Origin of the sequence: Micromonospora sp. LOL_024 (genome assembly GCF_048060415.1) — a bacterium.
In the GTDB taxonomy this organism is placed as follows: domain Bacteria; phylum Actinomycetota; class Actinomycetes; order Mycobacteriales; family Micromonosporaceae; genus Micromonospora.
Genome location: NZ_JBHMIS010000019.1, coordinates 1 through 15,025 on the forward strand (window position 1 = coordinate 1; position 15,025 = coordinate 15,025).

16 protein-coding genes are annotated in these 15,025 nt (G+C 68.8%); 7 read left to right on the top strand and 9 right to left on the bottom strand.

Features of this window, described 5'->3' with window-relative positions; translation table 11 throughout:
- Positions 1 to 26: 26 nt before the first annotated feature.
- Positions 27 to 1,508 (bottom strand): FAD-dependent oxidoreductase, encoded by a 1,482-nt coding sequence (locus ACFHWY_RS18935; protein ID WP_416581544.1) that lies wholly within the window; start codon positions 1,506 to 1,508, stop codon positions 27 to 29.
- Positions 1,509 to 1,875: 367 nt separating this feature from the next.
- Between ACFHWY_RS18935 and ACFHWY_RS18940 the strand changes: the two genes are divergently transcribed.
- Entirely contained in the window at positions 1,876 to 2,610 is a 735-nt protein-coding gene (locus ACFHWY_RS18940; protein WP_416581545.1) for an HAD family hydrolase, read from the top strand.
- Here the strand turns inward: ACFHWY_RS18940 and ACFHWY_RS18945 are convergent.
- Positions 2,607 to 3,875: a helix-turn-helix domain-containing protein gene (locus ACFHWY_RS18945; protein WP_357500101.1), complete on the bottom strand. Its 1,269-nt coding sequence runs from the start codon at positions 3,873 to 3,875 to the stop codon at positions 2,607 to 2,609. The genes ACFHWY_RS18940 and ACFHWY_RS18945 overlap by 4 nt on opposite strands.
- A 187-nt stretch (positions 3,876 to 4,062) precedes the next feature.
- On the opposite strand from ACFHWY_RS18945, the gene ACFHWY_RS18950 reads away from it, so the two are divergent.
- Positions 4,063 to 4,650 (top strand): class IV adenylate cyclase, encoded by a 588-nt coding sequence (locus ACFHWY_RS18950; protein ID WP_357500103.1) that lies wholly within the window; start codon positions 4,063 to 4,065, stop codon positions 4,648 to 4,650.
- Positions 4,651 to 4,723: 73 nt separating this feature from the next.
- Here ACFHWY_RS18950 and ACFHWY_RS18955 read toward each other — a convergent pair whose 3' ends face one another.
- From ACFHWY_RS18955 to ACFHWY_RS18975, 5 genes are all read right to left on the bottom strand, one after another.
- On the bottom strand, positions 4,724 to 5,182 hold the full coding sequence (locus tag ACFHWY_RS18955; protein ID WP_416581546.1) for a PPC domain-containing DNA-binding protein: 459 nt from the start codon (positions 5,180 to 5,182) through the stop codon (positions 4,724 to 4,726).
- Positions 5,183 to 5,265: 83 nt separating this feature from the next.
- Positions 5,266 to 5,973 carry a creatininase family protein gene (locus ACFHWY_RS18960; protein ID WP_416581547.1) on the bottom strand — a complete coding sequence of 236 codons (708 nt, stop codon included), beginning with the start codon at positions 5,971 to 5,973 and terminating at the stop codon, positions 5,266 to 5,268.
- Positions 5,970 to 6,806 (bottom strand): endonuclease/exonuclease/phosphatase family protein, encoded by an 837-nt coding sequence (locus tag ACFHWY_RS18965; protein ID WP_416581548.1) that lies wholly within the window; start codon positions 6,804 to 6,806, stop codon positions 5,970 to 5,972. Before ACFHWY_RS18965 ends, ACFHWY_RS18960 begins: the two co-directional genes overlap by 4 nt.
- A 15-nt stretch (positions 6,807 to 6,821) precedes the next feature.
- Positions 6,822 to 7,421: a dTMP kinase gene (tmk, locus tag ACFHWY_RS18970; RefSeq protein ID WP_416581549.1), complete on the bottom strand. Its 600-nt coding sequence runs from the start codon at positions 7,419 to 7,421 to the stop codon at positions 6,822 to 6,824.
- Positions 7,418 to 8,521, bottom strand: coding sequence for a radical SAM protein (locus ACFHWY_RS18975; protein WP_416581550.1), 1,104 nt, complete (start codon positions 8,519 to 8,521; stop codon positions 7,418 to 7,420). The genes tmk and ACFHWY_RS18975 overlap by 4 nt, the downstream gene beginning before the upstream one ends.
- Before the next feature lie 23 nt (positions 8,522 to 8,544).
- On the opposite strand from ACFHWY_RS18975, the gene ACFHWY_RS18980 reads away from it, so the two are divergent.
- Positions 8,545 to 9,243 carry a hypothetical protein gene (locus ACFHWY_RS18980; RefSeq protein WP_416581551.1) on the top strand — a complete coding sequence of 233 codons (699 nt, stop codon included), beginning with the start codon at positions 8,545 to 8,547 and terminating at the stop codon, positions 9,241 to 9,243.
- Between the two features lie 242 nt (positions 9,244 to 9,485).
- Here the strand turns inward: ACFHWY_RS18980 and ACFHWY_RS18985 are convergent, their stop codons facing one another.
- Entirely contained in the window at positions 9,486 to 10,073 is a 588-nt protein-coding gene (locus tag ACFHWY_RS18985) for a metal-dependent phosphohydrolase (protein WP_416581552.1), read from the bottom strand.
- Positions 10,074 to 10,109: 36 nt separating this feature from the next.
- On the opposite strand from ACFHWY_RS18985, the gene ACFHWY_RS18990 reads away from it, so the two are divergent.
- The gene (locus ACFHWY_RS18990) at positions 10,110 to 10,556 is read left to right on the top strand and encodes a hypothetical protein (RefSeq protein WP_416581553.1); all 447 of its coding nucleotides are present in this window, start codon (positions 10,110 to 10,112) and stop codon (positions 10,554 to 10,556) included.
- Here the strand turns inward: ACFHWY_RS18990 and ACFHWY_RS18995 are convergent.
- A complete protein-coding gene (locus ACFHWY_RS18995; protein ID WP_416581554.1) occupies positions 10,546 to 11,157 on the bottom strand; it encodes a hypothetical protein in 612 nt (203 codons plus the stop codon). The genes ACFHWY_RS18990 and ACFHWY_RS18995 overlap by 11 nt on opposite strands.
- 450 nt (positions 11,158 to 11,607) lie before the next feature.
- On the opposite strand from ACFHWY_RS18995, the gene ACFHWY_RS19000 reads away from it, so the two are divergent.
- From ACFHWY_RS19000 to ACFHWY_RS19010, 3 genes are read left to right on the top strand one after another with little or no spacing between them, the layout of a single operon-like run.
- Positions 11,608 to 13,986 carry a nitrate- and nitrite sensing domain-containing protein gene (locus ACFHWY_RS19000; protein WP_416581555.1) on the top strand — a complete coding sequence of 793 codons (2,379 nt, stop codon included), beginning with the start codon at positions 11,608 to 11,610 and terminating at the stop codon, positions 13,984 to 13,986.
- Positions 13,983 to 14,393, top strand: coding sequence for a roadblock/LC7 domain-containing protein (locus ACFHWY_RS19005; protein ID WP_365062698.1), 411 nt, complete (start codon positions 13,983 to 13,985; stop codon positions 14,391 to 14,393). The genes ACFHWY_RS19000 and ACFHWY_RS19005 overlap by 4 nt, the downstream gene beginning before the upstream one ends.
- Positions 14,390 to 14,989, top strand: a complete 600-nt coding sequence (locus tag ACFHWY_RS19010) for a GTP-binding protein (RefSeq protein ID WP_416581556.1) — start codon at positions 14,390 to 14,392, stop codon at positions 14,987 to 14,989. Before ACFHWY_RS19005 ends, ACFHWY_RS19010 begins: the two co-directional genes overlap by 4 nt.
- Positions 14,990 to 15,025 lie beyond the last annotated feature (36 nt).

Sequence of the window (15,025 nt, forward strand, 5' to 3'; positions counted from 1 at the left end):
GACCCCAATCGACACGTCAGCCCAGCTCACAGCCCCGCACATCGACAACGCAAAGACCCTGATGCCGGCATACCGGACGCGATGGCGTCGCCGGCAGCAACGCCCATCATGGCAGCCTGCACGATGCCCTGGGCGATCCCTGCGGCGTCTCCGACCACGTAGATCGGTAGGCCCCGCACCTTGCAGTCCTCGTCGACCGGGACCCGGTCCCACAAGAACTCGACCTCAGGCCCGATCACGAGAACATCGTCGACAAGGTCATCCACGGACAAGCCGGCGTCGGCGTGGTCCAGAATCGAGCCCATGACCCGGCGGAGGCTCTCGATAAGGCTGACGTGCTCGGCGCCGGTGAACAAGCTGTCAAGCCGGGCAGTAGTCAAGTCCTTGACGGACGGCTCGAACGTCACTGCCGCAGCCAACTCCGGCCAACTACGCGGCTCGGCCGTCTTGTTCATGAACGCGCGCAGACTCTGCGCCACCGGCCGGCCTCCGCTGAGCCGCCAGTAATCGGACAGGATCTCGGCCCGGACTTCGGTGCTGGTGCCGGGTCTGGCGAGCTGGCACAGCAGCCCGAAGTTGGCTGCCAGTGAACGTCCCCCGGGAAGGCGTTCACTGGTTTCGTGCCCGTCGAGAGTGATCACTTCCCGCCCGAAGGAGCGCTGGTAGTTGGTGAACTTGATCCGACCACCGTTCGGGCCGCCGCAGAAACAGAACGTCTTCGTCTTACGGTCCACTCGCTCTAACTGGGTGATCTTCAGATCGGGGTGCTCGACGCCGATCGCGGCCAGCACCTCGGCCCTCGTCTCGAGACGTACGCCGAGCGACATGTCCGGGGCGATCGTCTGCACCCCGAACGCCGTCAGGAGGTTGTGAGTGGTGGTCACCCCGTGCCGGCCCGTGGCCAGCACCAGACGTGCCGTCTCCACGGTGACGAGGCCACCGTGGGTCGCTACCGCCAGCGTCAGGCGGTCCCCCTCCAGGGCGGCGGTGACAAGTTCCGACTTCTCCCAGACGGCCAGAGCGTCGTTGCGGAAGCCGTGCAGCGCCGTGAGCATGTCCCGGACCTGCGTCTCCCCCAAGACCGCGACCGGGTACTCCCGGATGGCCAGGCCGTTCCCGGCAAACGCTTTGATGACTGGCGCGCCAAGCCTCGTGCCACTCAGAGTGGGTGGCTCTGGCAGTGGAGCGGTCAGGAACTGGAACGCGCGCTCGCACAGTTCGTCCGCGCGGTCCTCACCGAAGTGATCGACCAGGCGGCGGCCGGACGGCAGCAAGCTCAACTTCACCCCGTCTCCGTAGTGCACACAGCCACCAAAGCCACTGATCACGTTGCAGATCCCGGCGCACCCCGTGCAACGCAGCCCTCGGTCGACCGGGCACGGCCGATTCCGCATCCCCCGCCCGGCCTCCAACAGCAGCACCCGCAGGCCCTGGGCCTGGCGCACGACCTCGTGGGCACAAGCCAGACCACCTGGGCCAGCGCCGACGACGACGACATCGAAGAACATTGCGGACATTCCTTCCAACACTCGCAGGCGATCGGGAGCGAACAGCCATCCCCGCCGCCGGACGCGCTGCATGTCCGTGGCTGGATCAGCAAATCGGCAGCAGCCGCGGCCAGCGCGATGATCACCACGTAGGGCAGCGAAGGTGCCGTCCGGACAGCTATGCGCGGACGATCCGTCCGGGGGCCTTTCGGGGAAGGCTCACTTACAGTCGCCGACGTCGGGTGTTGTCGGACAGGCATGTCATCGGACTATGACAATCCACCGACACCCGCTGCCGCGACCGCATCCCCGCTTGCCCTTTCGGTCCGACCGCGAACCCGGAGTGCTCGGCAGGGTTAGCTGCTCGTGCCCGTGCGACGATGAATCTATGAACCACAGCAGCGCCGGCTTGGTCATCTGGGACGTTGACGGGACGCTCATCCCCGCGGACTTGCGTTGGCTGACGCGCGCGATCGCTCGTGCGTACGGCATCGCGCAGTCCGAGGTTGTCTTCCCTGACAAGAAGGTGCATGGGTATACGGACGAGTCGATCGCCGTGGACACGGCGATCGCTTCGGGCGTGGACCCGTCAGCCGCGGAGGCGGGCGTACCCGCCTTCCGTCAGGCCATCGCCGCGGTCATGCAGGAGGGTCGGCAGGAGTTGGCTGAGGTCCAGCCGCCATATTCAGGTGCTGCGGCGAGCATCGCGGAGCTGCACGAACGTGGCTTCGTTCAGACCGTGCTGACCGGCAACCTGCGTTCGGCCGCCGAGGTGAAGCTGGACGTGGCGGGCTTGGATGAGCTTCTTGATCTTCGCATCGGCGGGTTCGGGTCGGACGCTCGGGATCGCTTTCAGCTTCCGGCGGTCGTAGCTCAGCGCTACTCCGCGGTCTACGGTGAACCGCTGGATTCCGCTCGGGCGATCGTCATCGGGGATGCGCCCAACGATATCGCTTGCGCACGTCACGCCGATTTTCGCGTTGCTGTCGTCGCTCACCGGATTGGGCGCCAAGAGCTTGCATCCTACGAACCTGACCTGGTACTTGACAGTCTCGACCCGACGACCGTGGTAGCCGCCGTCAGCTCGCTGTTGAGTGCGGGCGGGTCGCCGGCTGCCCGCTAGGCGGCCATCTGCTCCTCGAGTTCGAGGACAACCCGCTCGTCGCGCCATCGGGCCAACCGCTGCCGGGCTCGTTGAGCTCGAGCGATGCCTCGATGGTTTCCACCTGCTTTCAGCTGATCGTACGTGTTGCCGAGCAGGGTGCAGGATTGCTCGAGTTCGCCGGCCTCGGCGTAGGCGCTGGCGAGGTCTACGGCTGCCGCCAAGGCGACGTTGACGTTGGCATGGTCGTGTTCCAGCATCTGTACCGCACTTTCGAGCACGGTCACAGCCTGGTGGGGCTGGCCGAGAAGAAGATGGCATGTGCCCGCATAGACGAGGAGGCGGGCGCTGCTCCAGTCGCTGTAGAGGCCGACACAGTCAGCGGGTGACAAGTCGTTGACCGCTTCTTCTGCCCGCTTCAGGGCCGCCGTGGCCTCCCGGGAAAGTCGCAGGGCAGCGTAGGCCTGGGCCTGCTCGGCAGCTACCCGGGCTCGTGCGGCGGGACTGAGATCGGTGGACGCGCGGGCAGCCTCATCGAGGAGCCGCAGACCGATCATGACGTCGCCGTCTGCGTCGATCAGCGTGGCGGCCTCCGAGTGGAGGTTGCTCTCGAAGATGCGTGCTGTCGCGCTGATCCTGCGGCTGCCGAGCCTGTCGCCGAGCTGGCGAGCGTAGGCACAGTGAGCGAGCGCGAGGCCACGGTTGCCCTGTGCGCTCCACAGCCGGCTAGCGACGATCGAGGCTTCGGCGAGCATCGCTCCGATGTCAGCGCGGATGGGCGCACGGCCGGCTTTGCGGTACAGCGTCGACAGGCAATCACGGTGGGCCTCGATTAGACCCAGTAGTGCGTCGGGTGACACGGCCTGGCGCTGCTGAGCCAGCATGCTGGTGAGCGTGGAGAAACTGTTCCACTCGCCCATCAGGTAGTCGGTTCCGGGCGTGCGAGCGACCGTCTCCACAGCGGTGGAGGACGATGGATCCGCCGCGGCCTGAAACGTCTGAGTGGTTGCCATGCCGCTGGGCATGTGCCGGGTGCTGGCGAGCCGGATGCGGTCGTATTCCTGGGACAGTCTGCCGCCGGTCCCCAACAGTTCGTCGCTTCGGGTCCAGAAGTCGCGTCCCACTCGCTGCCGGCCGGTCTCGACGTTCGCGATCGTGCTCCGTCCATAGCTCACCCGAGGCGCGTACGTCTCTTGCGTGTAACCAGCGGCTTTACGGCTGCGGGCCAGCATCTGACCAAGAGCGATCCATGCCCTGGCCACGTCTTGTGGTGGCACGCTCGACATCAGCAGCTCCCGATGGGTGCGAACGCTCGCGCGAGGCGAGACACAGTGGCGTGGGAGCACTGTAGTGCAGGTCTGTGATGCGTCGGCTACTCAGCGGCTTCTTCCAACATTCTTCCGACAAAGCTCCGACATCGCCCGCGGGAGTTCGGAACTCACGTGACCTGCAATTCTCGTATGCTCCCTGCTCGTGACCCACGAGCCAGCGAGCAATGATCATGAGGTTGAAGCCAAGTACCGCGTCGACGACCTGCAAGAGTTGATCACCGCGCTCGCCCGGCGGCAGGTGGTGTTGACGGAGCCGTCGGTGCAGGACGACCAGGCGTACGCACCAGCCGGCTGGTCGTACGGAATGTCGAAGGTCGGTGTTCCGTTCGCGCGTCTGCGCACGCAGGATGGGCGCCATCTGTTCACCGTGAAGAAGCCGATCGACAACGAGATGGCTTGCCTGGAGCACGAATGCGTGATCTTCGACCGTGACGCGATGCACGCTGCTCTAGGGACGATGGGTTGGGTGCCAACCGTACGAATCGTCAAGCAGCGCCGAACCGGCGATTGGGACGGCGCGACGGTATGCGTGGACGTCGTCGACGGGCTCGGCGCGTTCGTCGAGGTGGAGCGGGTGGTCAGCTCCCAGCGCTCGGGTGAACAGGTGCAGCATGAACTCGACGCGATGATTCGCTCACTCGGCGTGCCGGTACTGCGGGTCGTGGACACCTACGACACATTGATTTGGAATCTGACGAGCGCGGCTGTCAGGACGTCGGCGCCGGTCTGAGGTGGTCGAGTTCCAGGGCTGTTGCCGCCCCGCCTGTGCCGGCTGTAGCCTGGGCCGTCGCGCTCGACTGTCTTCAAGGGAACTGCAGGAGTGGCACGTCGTAGAGGTCGGTTTGGCGGACGCGCCTCATCGATGGCCCGGCGATCTCCACGATGATCATTTCGGTGAGGAATTGAACGGTCGCAGCGAGCAGGTGGCTGGTGTGGGCGGTGGCGCTGTGCGCTTTCAAGCCGACGGTGAGGTGAATGTGCGGCTGGATGGTGTCGGTGTCGGGGTCGTAGGCGAGGGTGCCGCCGCCAAGGGCCTCGATGTTGGTCAGATGGACTTTGGACCAGACGAGGGCGTCGGGGTTGTCGAGGCGTTCGCAGGTGCCGGCGATGTCCGCGGTGGCGAGGCCGGCGATGAAGGTGGGTATGTAGCCCTGACGGATGTCGTGGGCGCGGCAGGTGCGGTCGAGGGCGTCGTAGAAGTCTTCCCCGTGGTCGAAGACGGCGGCGATGGTGCGGCCGGGGACGACTTCGCGGCTCCGCAATGTGGGCTCCTTCGAGTTTCGGCTGGCGCGCAGTGAGTGGTGGGTGCCGCCGGGAGAATTGTGTCGCGTGGCGGAGTGCTGGCCTATTGACGGGTAAGCATGGCGAGGGTGTCCTCGAAGCTGCGGGCAAGGCTGGCGAGCACGGCCTGTCCCTTGGCTTCGGTGGCCAGTGATGGTTGCCCGATCACTCCGGTGCTCGTGTAGGCGATCATGCCGAGTGTCAGGAGGTGCGGCCGTTCCGTGAGGTGATCGGCGGTTCCGAAGTCCGGGCCGACGGTGTGCGGTGCGGCGTGGAGAAGGATCGACGTTTCGATCTCTCCGGCGTGCATGTCGTCGTGGGTGGTGCTGCGCAGTCCGGCGTCGTGGCGTGCTTGGTCCCAATCCTGGCGACCCGGGAACAGTGCGAGGCGTGGCCGGTCAGTGTTGGCCTCTTGGACGATGTTGGACAACACATAGTTGCCGCCGTGCCCGTTGACGAGAACGAGATGGTCGATGCCTTGCCTATGGAGGGACGCCACGACGTCGTTGATGATGGCGGTGAGGGTGGTCGAGCTGAGACTGACAGTTCCTCGCCACGCAGCGTGCTCGTGAGAGCAGGAGAGGGTGATTGGCGGAAGTAGAAACAGGTCGTAACGTTCCGCCAGCGCGGTGGCGATGGCGCTGGCCACGATGGTGTCGGTGGCGAGCGGTAGGTGTGGGCCGTGTTGTTCGAAGCTGCCGATGGGGAGGACAGCGACCGTCGCTTGGCGGCGGGCTTCGTCCGCCGCCGTCGCGATCGTCCAGAGGGTCACTGGCCTATTCTGCCGCTCGTCTGGGAAGACGTACGGGACGTCAAGGGAGCTTCGGTGTTGCCAGTACCGGCACCGCGCCCGCCGGCACGCCGTATGTCGATGTCGGCGCTATGCGCCCAGTGGTCGGTGAGGCCTTCAAGCCGAGGTTGGTTCAGGTAGGCCGCGGCTGCCAGATGGGGCAGTAACCCGGGGCCGGCGTGGAGGTAGTCGAAGCGGTATCCGTTGCCGGCTCGGCCGATCCAGCTGTGTGCCTGCACTTCGGGGTGCAGAGTCCGGTGGACGTCGCAGAGCCCGAGTGCGGTGAGGGCGTCGAGGAAGTCGTACTCGAAGGGTCGGAAGCCGGGGTAGCGGGGTTGGTGGTCGCGGCTGATGACGTTGTAGTCGCCGCCGACCATCAGATGTGCGCGGTCGGTGGTGGGTAGTCGGGCCAGGGTGTCGGTGACGGTGGTGAGGAAGGTCCGCTTCTTGGCGAGCTTGGTTGGTGCCCGGTCGCTGGAGGGGACGTAGAGGCCGAGGATTGTCACGGCAGGGTCGGTGTCGAGGGTGAGGGCGGGGGCCCGGCCAGGCAGGCTGATACCTGCGGTGAGATGTGGGGCTGGGCGGGTGGGGATGCGGCTGGCGATGGCACAGCCGCGGTCGCCCTCGGGTGAGGGCTGGTGAGTGATGAACAACCCGGCTGCGCGCAGGCCGGTGAGCAGGTGCCGGGTGCCGGGTCCGTTGCTGGTTTCGGTCAGGATGACCACGTGGTCATCGCGCTGCAGCAGCCAGGTCAGAAGGTTCTGCGCACGGGCGAGGGCGGCGGCCTGCACGTTGATCGTCAGGATGGACAGCACGGTGAGCCTCGCTGGTCAGGGGCCGTCGGCGGGTAGCAGGGCGAGAATAGTGTCCACGACCTGTTCGGGGTTGAGGCCGTGGCAGGCGACGACGTGTTGGCGCCACTGCTGTCGGTGCAGGTGGGTGGCGGCGTCGCGGTAGAGGGCGAGTTCTTTCTCGGGTGAGCCGGCCAGTTCCAGCCTGGTCAGGTGCGGCCTGGCTGCCAGGCGGGTGCGGATGACCTCTGGGTGGTCTTCGAGGTAGATGACGGTGGCGGGCAGGACGTAGCGGTTGTAGGACCAGATTTCGCCGAGGTCGAGGCCGTCGATGCGTTGCAGCACCAGTGAGGAGGCGACGTACCGGTCGGTCACGACGTGGAGTCCGTCGTCGAGCCGGGGGATGATCTCCGTCTCGATGTGCGCGGCGCGGTCGGCGGCCAGAGCGAGGGCCAGTGCCTTCCCGTGCAGGAAGGATTCCTGCCGGCGCAGAAGTTGGCCCAGAGGCGTGCGGGTGGGCTCGCCGGTCAGGTGGACCCCGGCCGGTCCGAGTTCGGCGAGGCGGTCGGCCAGAAGGCGGGCGACGGTGCTCTTGCCGACTCCGTTGGGACCCTCCACGGCGATGAACAGGCTGCTCACCCCTTGGCTGGGTATAGCGGGAGCAGTCGACGGCCGTGTGGTGCTGTGACGGGGCACTGCTCGGTGTCGACGTCGCCGATGCGCCCACCCGCGGCGACGACCGCGGCGGGGCAGCCCTTGCCGCACTGTCCGGCCAGCGTGCAGGAGCCGCAGGTCGGGTTGGCTCCGAGCCGATGGCGGCCGTGGAAGTCGTAGGCGTCGAGGCCGGTGACAACCTCACTATCGAGGATGTTGCCGGTCAGAAACTCGGTGTCGTGGTGCGTGGAGGCCGGCGTGCGGGCGGCGAAGACCAGGTAGGGGCACACGGCGACCTGCCCGTCGACGAAAACATAGATCAATTTCCCTGCGTCGCAACCGCCCAGCGGCAGGTCGTCGTTGGGGAACCGGATGCGCACGAGGTCGAGCTGGTCAGCGAAGCGGTCGGTCACCACCGCAATGGCGTCCATGGCCGCCATGGTGGCGGCGAGCTTACTGCGGCTCTTCACCCCTCGCCCGAAGGAGGACAGCGGATTCATCAGCACGTACTCGGCGCCGACGTCGACGGCGAAGGCGCACAGGTCGGCGAACTCCTGCGGCACGGTCAGCGCGTTGGGCGTGGACAGCAGGCCCTTGAGGAGGCCGGCCTCGGCGAACTTGCGGGTGGTGGTGACGGTGGTGGCGAACGACGACCGGTCGCCGCGGAACTTGCCGTGGCTGTCGGGCCGGAACCCGTCAAAGGACACGTTGACGTGAACGTTGCCCAAGGCGGCCAAGGCGGCTATATCGGCGTCGCGGGTCAGCGTCGCGTTGGTGCAGATGCCCACCGGCAGTCCCTGATCGGCCACCGCCTGGCACATGGCGATCAGCTCGGGGTGGACGAAGGGCTCGCCCCCGGTGAGCGTGAGGCGTTCGACTCGGGCGTCGAGCAGCCGGGGCAACACTCGGGTGGTGAAGTCGCCCAGGGACAGGTCAGACCCAACTGCGGTCGAGGAGACGAAGCAGTGGGCGCAGTGCAGGTTGCACCGTTCGGTGATCTGCACCAACGCCTTGCGTCCATCCCCGCCGACGGAGGTGCGGAAGTAGCAGGACGAGGCGTGGGTGTCCACGATGAGGCGCTGCATAAGGATCTTCCCGCGGTAGTGAGATGAACTCCGGACGCGCCAAACGGGGCGGCGTCGAGCAGTTGCGCGGCAGCGTGCAGTTGGCGGTGCACGACCTGGGCGTGAGAGCCATCGGTGTGGGGCTGATGGTGGCCTGCGGCGGCCGTGGTCAGAAACCACCAGGCTGCCCACACGCGGTGCCATCCCAGCGCCCACTGAGCCGCCGGCAGGCCACCGCGGTCCGAGTGAGCGTCGGTGCTGCCGCCAGCCTCGACATAGGCGCTGATCAGGCGGGTGAGTTGGGCGGGGTCTGCGGCGTTGCGGGTGCCGAACCAGGTGGCGAGGTCGAGCAGCCCTGGTCCGGTGATTGCTTTCGCCCAGTCGACGAGACGGCATCCCGCGCGGCTGACGTGCAGCGAGCTGCGGTGGAACTCGCCGTGGCACAGCCCGAAGGGTTCTCGCTCGGCGCCGTCGGCGCGTCTGCCCGCCACGGCCGCCAGCCGCCGCAGCAGTTCCTCGGCCGCGCCGGAGTCGACGAAGCGACCCTGGCGGTGCAGCTCGTCGAGCGCGGCGAGCGCCTGCTCGGGCAGGCGCGCCAGGGTCCGCTGTTCGAACACGGGCAGCGTGGGCACCGGCGGGATGGCGTGAATTGCGCTGGCGACGGCTGCGGCCTCGGCGATAGTTGCTGGACGGAGGGGGTCGCCGAGGTCGTCCGTCAGCATGCCCAGTGCATGCGGCCGTAGCGTGTAGCCGTGCAGGTGGGGCACGGCGGCGCCATGTTGGTTGAGGTGCCGCAGCACAGCGGCTTCGCCGGTGAACGGCGATGTGGCGAGCATGCAGATCACACTGCTGCCGTCGCCTAGGTGCAGCCGCTGCACTGTCGACAGCTCCCACTCCTGGGTGATCTGCCAGCCGGCCTGTTCGTGGCCGGCGGCGGTGAGCAGGTCACGGCGCAGCTGGTCCGCGAATGCGGCACTAATGGCGATCATGGTTTGCTCGCCGCCTGAATGCCGGTGGCGGCTCTCTCGAGCAGCGCCAGCGCGGTGTCGAGGCGTGCCGACATCGCGGCCGGCACTCGGGGATGGGCTGCCTGGTGAAAGGCCCGGAAGTGCGGCAGCAACGTGAGCAGCGCCGGGCGCCTGCGGAGGAAGTCGGTGACGTCGCCGCTGGTATGCGCCCGTCGCAGCAGCGATGTCAGCGCGACGATCTTGTCGGCGGTCGAGGCGAGCAGCACCGGCAGGTCGTCAACGCGGATGGGCGGGTCCGGCATGTCGAGGGCCCGGTGCTCGGCCTGCAGGGCGGCGATGATCCTCGGTACCTGCGGGCCGTAGGCGACGGCGAGAACCTGGTAGATGTCCGGCGTGCGGGGCGCGAAGTCGGGGATGTCGTGCAGCAGCGCTGCAGCTATCAGATCCGGGTCCGGGTGTAGCACATGTTCGCCGATGGTCACGGCGACCCGGACCGCGTGGGCCAAGGCGGGGCGGTCGTCGATGGCGTGTCCGGTGCACCATCGCTGGGCGTCGCGTAGGGCGCGGTCGACGGTGGCGGGCCGGGGAGGGGATAAGACGGTCATGGCCTGATACCTCCTGGTTGCCGTAGCATCTGCGCCATGTCCGGGCCGCTACCGCAGTGGTGTGAGCAGACGTGCGTGGTGTGTCCCGCCCAGCAACTCGGGCCGGGCCAGTTCGACGTGGTCGACCGGCCCGGACCCGAGTTCGCCTACAACCCGGACATCGGATGGCGAGTCACCACCGAGGGCATCGCGGTGTGTGTGCACCCGTACCGGGTCGGACTGCCACCGGGCCGATACGCCTCACGCGGTGAGCCTGTCCCCGACCAGACCTCACGACCGGCGCCGACGCCTGCATCCCTGGTGCTTCCTGCCGACCTGGTGGATCTGGAAGGCTGGCTCGTCGCCGTGCTGCGCGACGCCCCGTCGGAGCAGATCTTCGGTGCCGTCGCCCGCGCCGAGCGCCTCGCCGGCGAGAGATTCGACCCGAAGCAGGTGGTGGCGGCCATGCGGCGGGTGTTGTCGGTGGAGCTGGCTAACCGCTGACCCCGACGGGCGCGGTCGCCGGGTCCGGCTGGTCGAAGTCGAAGTCGTGGCTGCGTCCGTCACGTCCCAGGCCCGCGGCCTGGTAGTGGGCGTTGAGCTGGTTCAGGCGGCGGGTCACCTCGGCGGAGTCCAGCCAGTACCGCAGCGGCTGCGGTCCCCAGCCGGCGGCGGCGTAGTACGCGTCGGTCAGGCAGCCGCGGGTGTAGGTGAACTCCTCCAACTCCGTGGCGTGCGGGAACGTGACCCCGAGGTCGCGCTGCATCCGGGACATCAGGGTGAACTGGGCCAGCACGGCGTGGATCATCTCGTCGACCGGCGCCGGCACCAGCAGCTCCGCGGCCTCCTCGTCGCCGCCGGAGAGCTCGAACACCGCGGCCTTGAGCGCCAGGACCCGCATCGCCTCGGTCAGCAACGGGCCCGCGTCCCGGTCGAGGGACCACTGGCTGATCGCCGGGTACCCGGTGAAGGTCGCCCAGCAGCTGGAGTACTTCATCGACGAGCTGCGCAGCCGCTCGGACGACGAGTGGCGTGTGATCAGGTCGAGGATCTCGGCGGCTCGGCGACCGACCTCAGCCGGTTCGGGCATGGTTCGTGGGGCCATGGCACATCCCTCCTACGGGAGCGTTGGGCACAGGCAGGCGAACCAGCCGGCGGCCGGCTCGCCCGTCACCGATGTCCGCGCCGCTGGCGCTCACGGTGATGCCCCATTAACGGCCGCGTGCGCGGATGTCGATAACCCGATGCCCTGACCTCTGACAAAGCTCCGACATTGACCGGCCCGGACATTGGGCGGCCTCGACGGGTCAAGCCGCGGTGCAGCGCGTCGGTAGGCGATGTTCGTCGGCCATCCCAGGCGCGCTGGCCGCCATCGAGTAAGGGCGGATTGTCGGCGGATTGTCAGACGTGCACGGCGAGCCTTACCGACATCGACGGTCTTCGCCTTTAGTCACTCTCGTCGCCGACGATGCCTGGGTTATGCCCCGGCCCGTTGCAGAGCAAGACCGTAGCGCGGAGGACCGCGCCAATTCGCCGGACCGTGGGAAGGACTGCTGTGCCTGTCGCTCGGAGGCTTGCGCTCCTGCTGCTGATCCCGTTGGCGGCGACTCTGGTCTTCGCCTCCTGGGGTGTGGCATCGACGAGCCGTCAGGCGCGCAGCGCCGACCGCCTGCAGTCGCTGGTGGCGGTGTCGGCCGCGGTGGGTGAGGTGCTGCACGAACTCGACCGGGAGCGGCAGGTCGCCGGCGGGCTGGTCGGTGATCCGGCGGGTAGCCTCAACGGTTATCTCGAGCAGGTCGCGGCATCCGACAGGGCGGTGGACGCCTACCGGCAGCGCCGCGGCGAGCTCGATGCTTCGGCTTCGGTCAGTCGGCTGGTGGGGCCGTTCGACGAGCAGCTGCGGTTGCTTCCGGTGTTTCGGGAGCAGGTCAAGGCGCGGTCGGCGTCGCTGACGGCGGTGCTGGTGCGGTATCGGGCGGTGCTCGCGCAGGGGCTGGCGGTGCGGGAGACCGTGGGTCAGGTCGGCGGTGCGGACGGTGCGGTGGCCGACCAGTTGCGGGTGGCGGCGGCGTTGTCGCAGGCCGGACAGTACGCGGGTATCCAACAGGCAGCTGTTGTCGCGAACAACGGCGCCGTGGTGTCGCAAGCCGTGCAGCGGGAGCTGGCCGCGACCCGTGCCGGGTATGACGAGGCGTTGCTGGCGGTGTCGCAGCGGTCGCCGGCGCGGTGGCGGTCGTGGCTGGACAAGGCGCTGTCCGGGCCGCAGGTCCTCGCGGCGCAGCGTCTCGACGACGAGGTCGCCCGCACTGAGGTGGGTCAGCGGTTGCGGGTGAACGCGTCCCGGTGGGCTGCGGCCAGTAGTGAGCGGCGCGACCGTCTGCACGAGGTGCAGACCCGCGTCGACGCGGACATCGCCGCCGAGGTGGGGCGGCAACGCCGACAGCAGTGGATGACCACGGGTGTGCTGTCGGCGGTCGCCGTGGCGCTGACCGTGGCCGCCGCCGTGCTGGCGTGGCGGCAGGGTCGGGCGTTGGCGCGGCGGCTGCGGCGGGTCCGTGACGCGGTGACCCGGGTCGCGGAGCGGGACCTGCCGGACCTGGTCCGCCGCGTTGAGGCGGCGGATCCTGCCGACCCGGCGTCGGTTCCGCCGCCGCCTTCCGCGCTGGCACCCGGACCGGCGCGGGACGAGGTGGACGAGGTGGCCGCCGCGTTCGACACGCTGGCGTTGAACACGTACCGGATCTCGACGGATCTGGCGCGGCAGCGGCGGGTGGCCGCCGGTGCGGTGGAGGCGGTGGGTCGGCGGTGTCAGGGGATGACGCATCGGCTGCTGCGCGAGTTGGACATGGCCGAGCGGGACGAGAAGGACGCCGCGACCCTGGCGACGTTCTTCGCGGTGGACAGTCTCGCCGCGCAGTTGCTGCACGCCACGCAGAGCCTGTTGGTGCTGTCGGGACGGTCGTTGGGGGCGGTGCATCCGCAGCCGGCGGAGCTGGTGACGGTGGCGCAGGCGGCGCAGGGCCGGATCCAGGAGTACCGGCGGGTGCGGCTCGGTGTGATCGACGAGCGGGTGCTGGTGCCGCCACCCATAATCGACGACCTGGTGCACCTGTTGGCGTCGCTGCTGGACAACGCGACCCGGTACAGCCCCGGCGACGCGGTGGTCACCGGGCATCTTCTGGGCAACCGGGCGATCATCCAGGTCACCGACATCGGGCCCGGCATCAAGCCGGACCTGCTGGCTCGGCTCAACGCCGAGCTGGCCGAACCCGCGCCGATGATCGAGGTGGAGCACATCCGGCGCCAGGGCCTGGCCACCGTCGCGCTGCTGGCCGCGGCGCACGGGTTGCGCGTGCGGCTGCTGCCGGGACAGCCGCACGGCACGGTCGCGGAAGTCGAGATCCCCGCCGACAAGCTCCTGATCAGCATTCCTGAGCCGGCCGCGCTGCCCACCGGCCCGATCGCCGGCCGGCGTGCTCCCGGCGGCACGCCCGCGTCCACCCTCACCCTGCCCACGGCGGTACCGGCCCGGCGCGGCGGCTCGGCCGCGCTGCCCACCCGACGCCGGTCGTCCACCCCGAGCGCGGCGGACGGCCCTACCCAGGCGCTGCCGGTGATTCCGGTGCCCCGTCGGGCGACTGAGTCGGAGTCGACGCCGGCCTACGACGAGACAGCCCGACACCTGCCGGCGCCGGCGTGGTTCGTCGAGGGCGCCACGGTGCACATGCCCTCCACCCCTGCGCGCGGGCTGCCCGGGCAGGACACCACCACGGCCAACGGCCTGCCGAAGCGGCAGCCCATGTCCGCGTTCACACCCCCGCCCCTGCCCGCTGCCGACGCGCCGGTCCGCTCGATCGATGGCCTGGCCCGTACGGCGGGGGCCTACCAGCGCGGCCTCGAGCGCCGCTTTCCCCAGTCGAAGGGCCAGTCATGAGCGATCTGAGTTACCTGCTGAACACCAACCTCGTCGCCCGCGTGCCCGGGATCAGCCAGGCCGTGGCCGTGTCGGCCGACGGGCTGCTGCTGGCCTGGACCGACGGGCTCAACCGGGACGCCGCCGAGCGCCTCGCCGCGGTGGCGGCCGGAATGAACAGCCTGCTCAACGGTGCCGCCCGCGACCTGTCCGCGGGCGGGGTGCGGGGCAACCTGACCGAACTGGCGCACGGGTTCCTGATTCTGGTGGCGGTGAGCACCGGCGCGTCGCTGCTGACCCTGGCCAGCCGCGACGCCGACCTCGCGTTCGTCACCGAGGAACTCGGCCGTTTCGCCGAGCAGGTCGGCGACCAGCTCACCCCCGCCTTCGCCGGCACACTCACCACCGCGGCGGCCGGCCGGCGATGACCGCACCCGCCCTCACCGTCCGGCGACCCGCCGGCGGGCCGCCGAGCCTGAAGATCGTGCTCACCGGGCCGTTCGGCGTCGGGAAGACCACCCTCGTCGGCGCGGTCTCCGACATCGCACCGGTCACCACCGAGGCCCGCATGTCCGCCGGCAACGCCGACGACGACACGACCCTCATGCCGGCCAAGACCACCACCACGGTGGCGATGGACTTCGGCCGCCTCGACGTCGACGGCGTCACCGTCTACGTCTACGGCACCCCGGGCCAGCACCGCTTCTGGTTCATGTGGGACGCCATCGTCCGGGGTGCCGCCGGGTCCGTGGTCCTGGTCGACACCCGCCGCCTGCAGGACTCGTTTCGGCACCTCGACTACGTCGACCATGTCCGGCTGCCCTACGTCGTCGCGGTCAACCAGTTCCCCGGTGCCCGCTCCTTCCCCGCATCGGCCATCCGTGAAGCCCTCGCCCTAGCCGCGGACGTGCCGATCGTCGACATCGACGCCCGCGACCGCGACAGCGTCCGCCGGCTGCTCATCGCCCTCATCGAGCACGTCATCACCCAGGCCACGTCCCGCTCGCCGGTCGCGCAGCCCTGAGCACCTGCGGAACCCACCCCTCGCCCCTGACGAAGG

Bases quoted from the DNA above. Each gene is read 5' to 3' on its own strand.
- ACFHWY_RS18985 (WP_416581552.1), bottom strand. From the start codon at position 10,073: ATGACCGTCTTATCCCCTCCCCGGCCCGCCACCGTCGACCGCGCCCTA.
- ACFHWY_RS18945 (WP_357500101.1), bottom strand. From the start codon at position 3,875: ATGTCGAGCGTGCCACCACAAGACGTGGCCAGGGCATGGATCGCTCTT.
- ACFHWY_RS19010 (WP_416581556.1), top strand. From the start codon at position 14,390: ATGACCGCACCCGCCCTCACCGTCCGGCGACCCGCCGGCGGGCCGCCG.
- ACFHWY_RS18980 (WP_416581551.1), top strand. From the start codon at position 8,545: ATGAACTCCGGACGCGCCAAACGGGGCGGCGTCGAGCAGTTGCGCGGC.
- ACFHWY_RS18940 (WP_416581545.1), top strand. From the start codon at position 1,876: ATGAACCACAGCAGCGCCGGCTTGGTCATCTGGGACGTTGACGGGACG.
- ACFHWY_RS18990 (WP_416581553.1), top strand. From the start codon at position 10,110: ATGTCCGGGCCGCTACCGCAGTGGTGTGAGCAGACGTGCGTGGTGTGT.
- ACFHWY_RS18935 (WP_416581544.1), bottom strand. From the start codon at position 1,508: ATGTTCTTCGATGTCGTCGTCGTCGGCGCTGGCCCAGGTGGTCTGGCT.
- ACFHWY_RS18975 (WP_416581550.1), bottom strand. From the start codon at position 8,521: ATGCAGCGCCTCATCGTGGACACCCACGCCTCGTCCTGCTACTTCCGC.
- ACFHWY_RS18995 (WP_416581554.1), bottom strand. From the start codon at position 11,157: ATGGCCCCACGAACCATGCCCGAACCGGCTGAGGTCGGTCGCCGAGCC.
- ACFHWY_RS19005 (WP_365062698.1), top strand. From the start codon at position 13,983: ATGAGCGATCTGAGTTACCTGCTGAACACCAACCTCGTCGCCCGCGTG.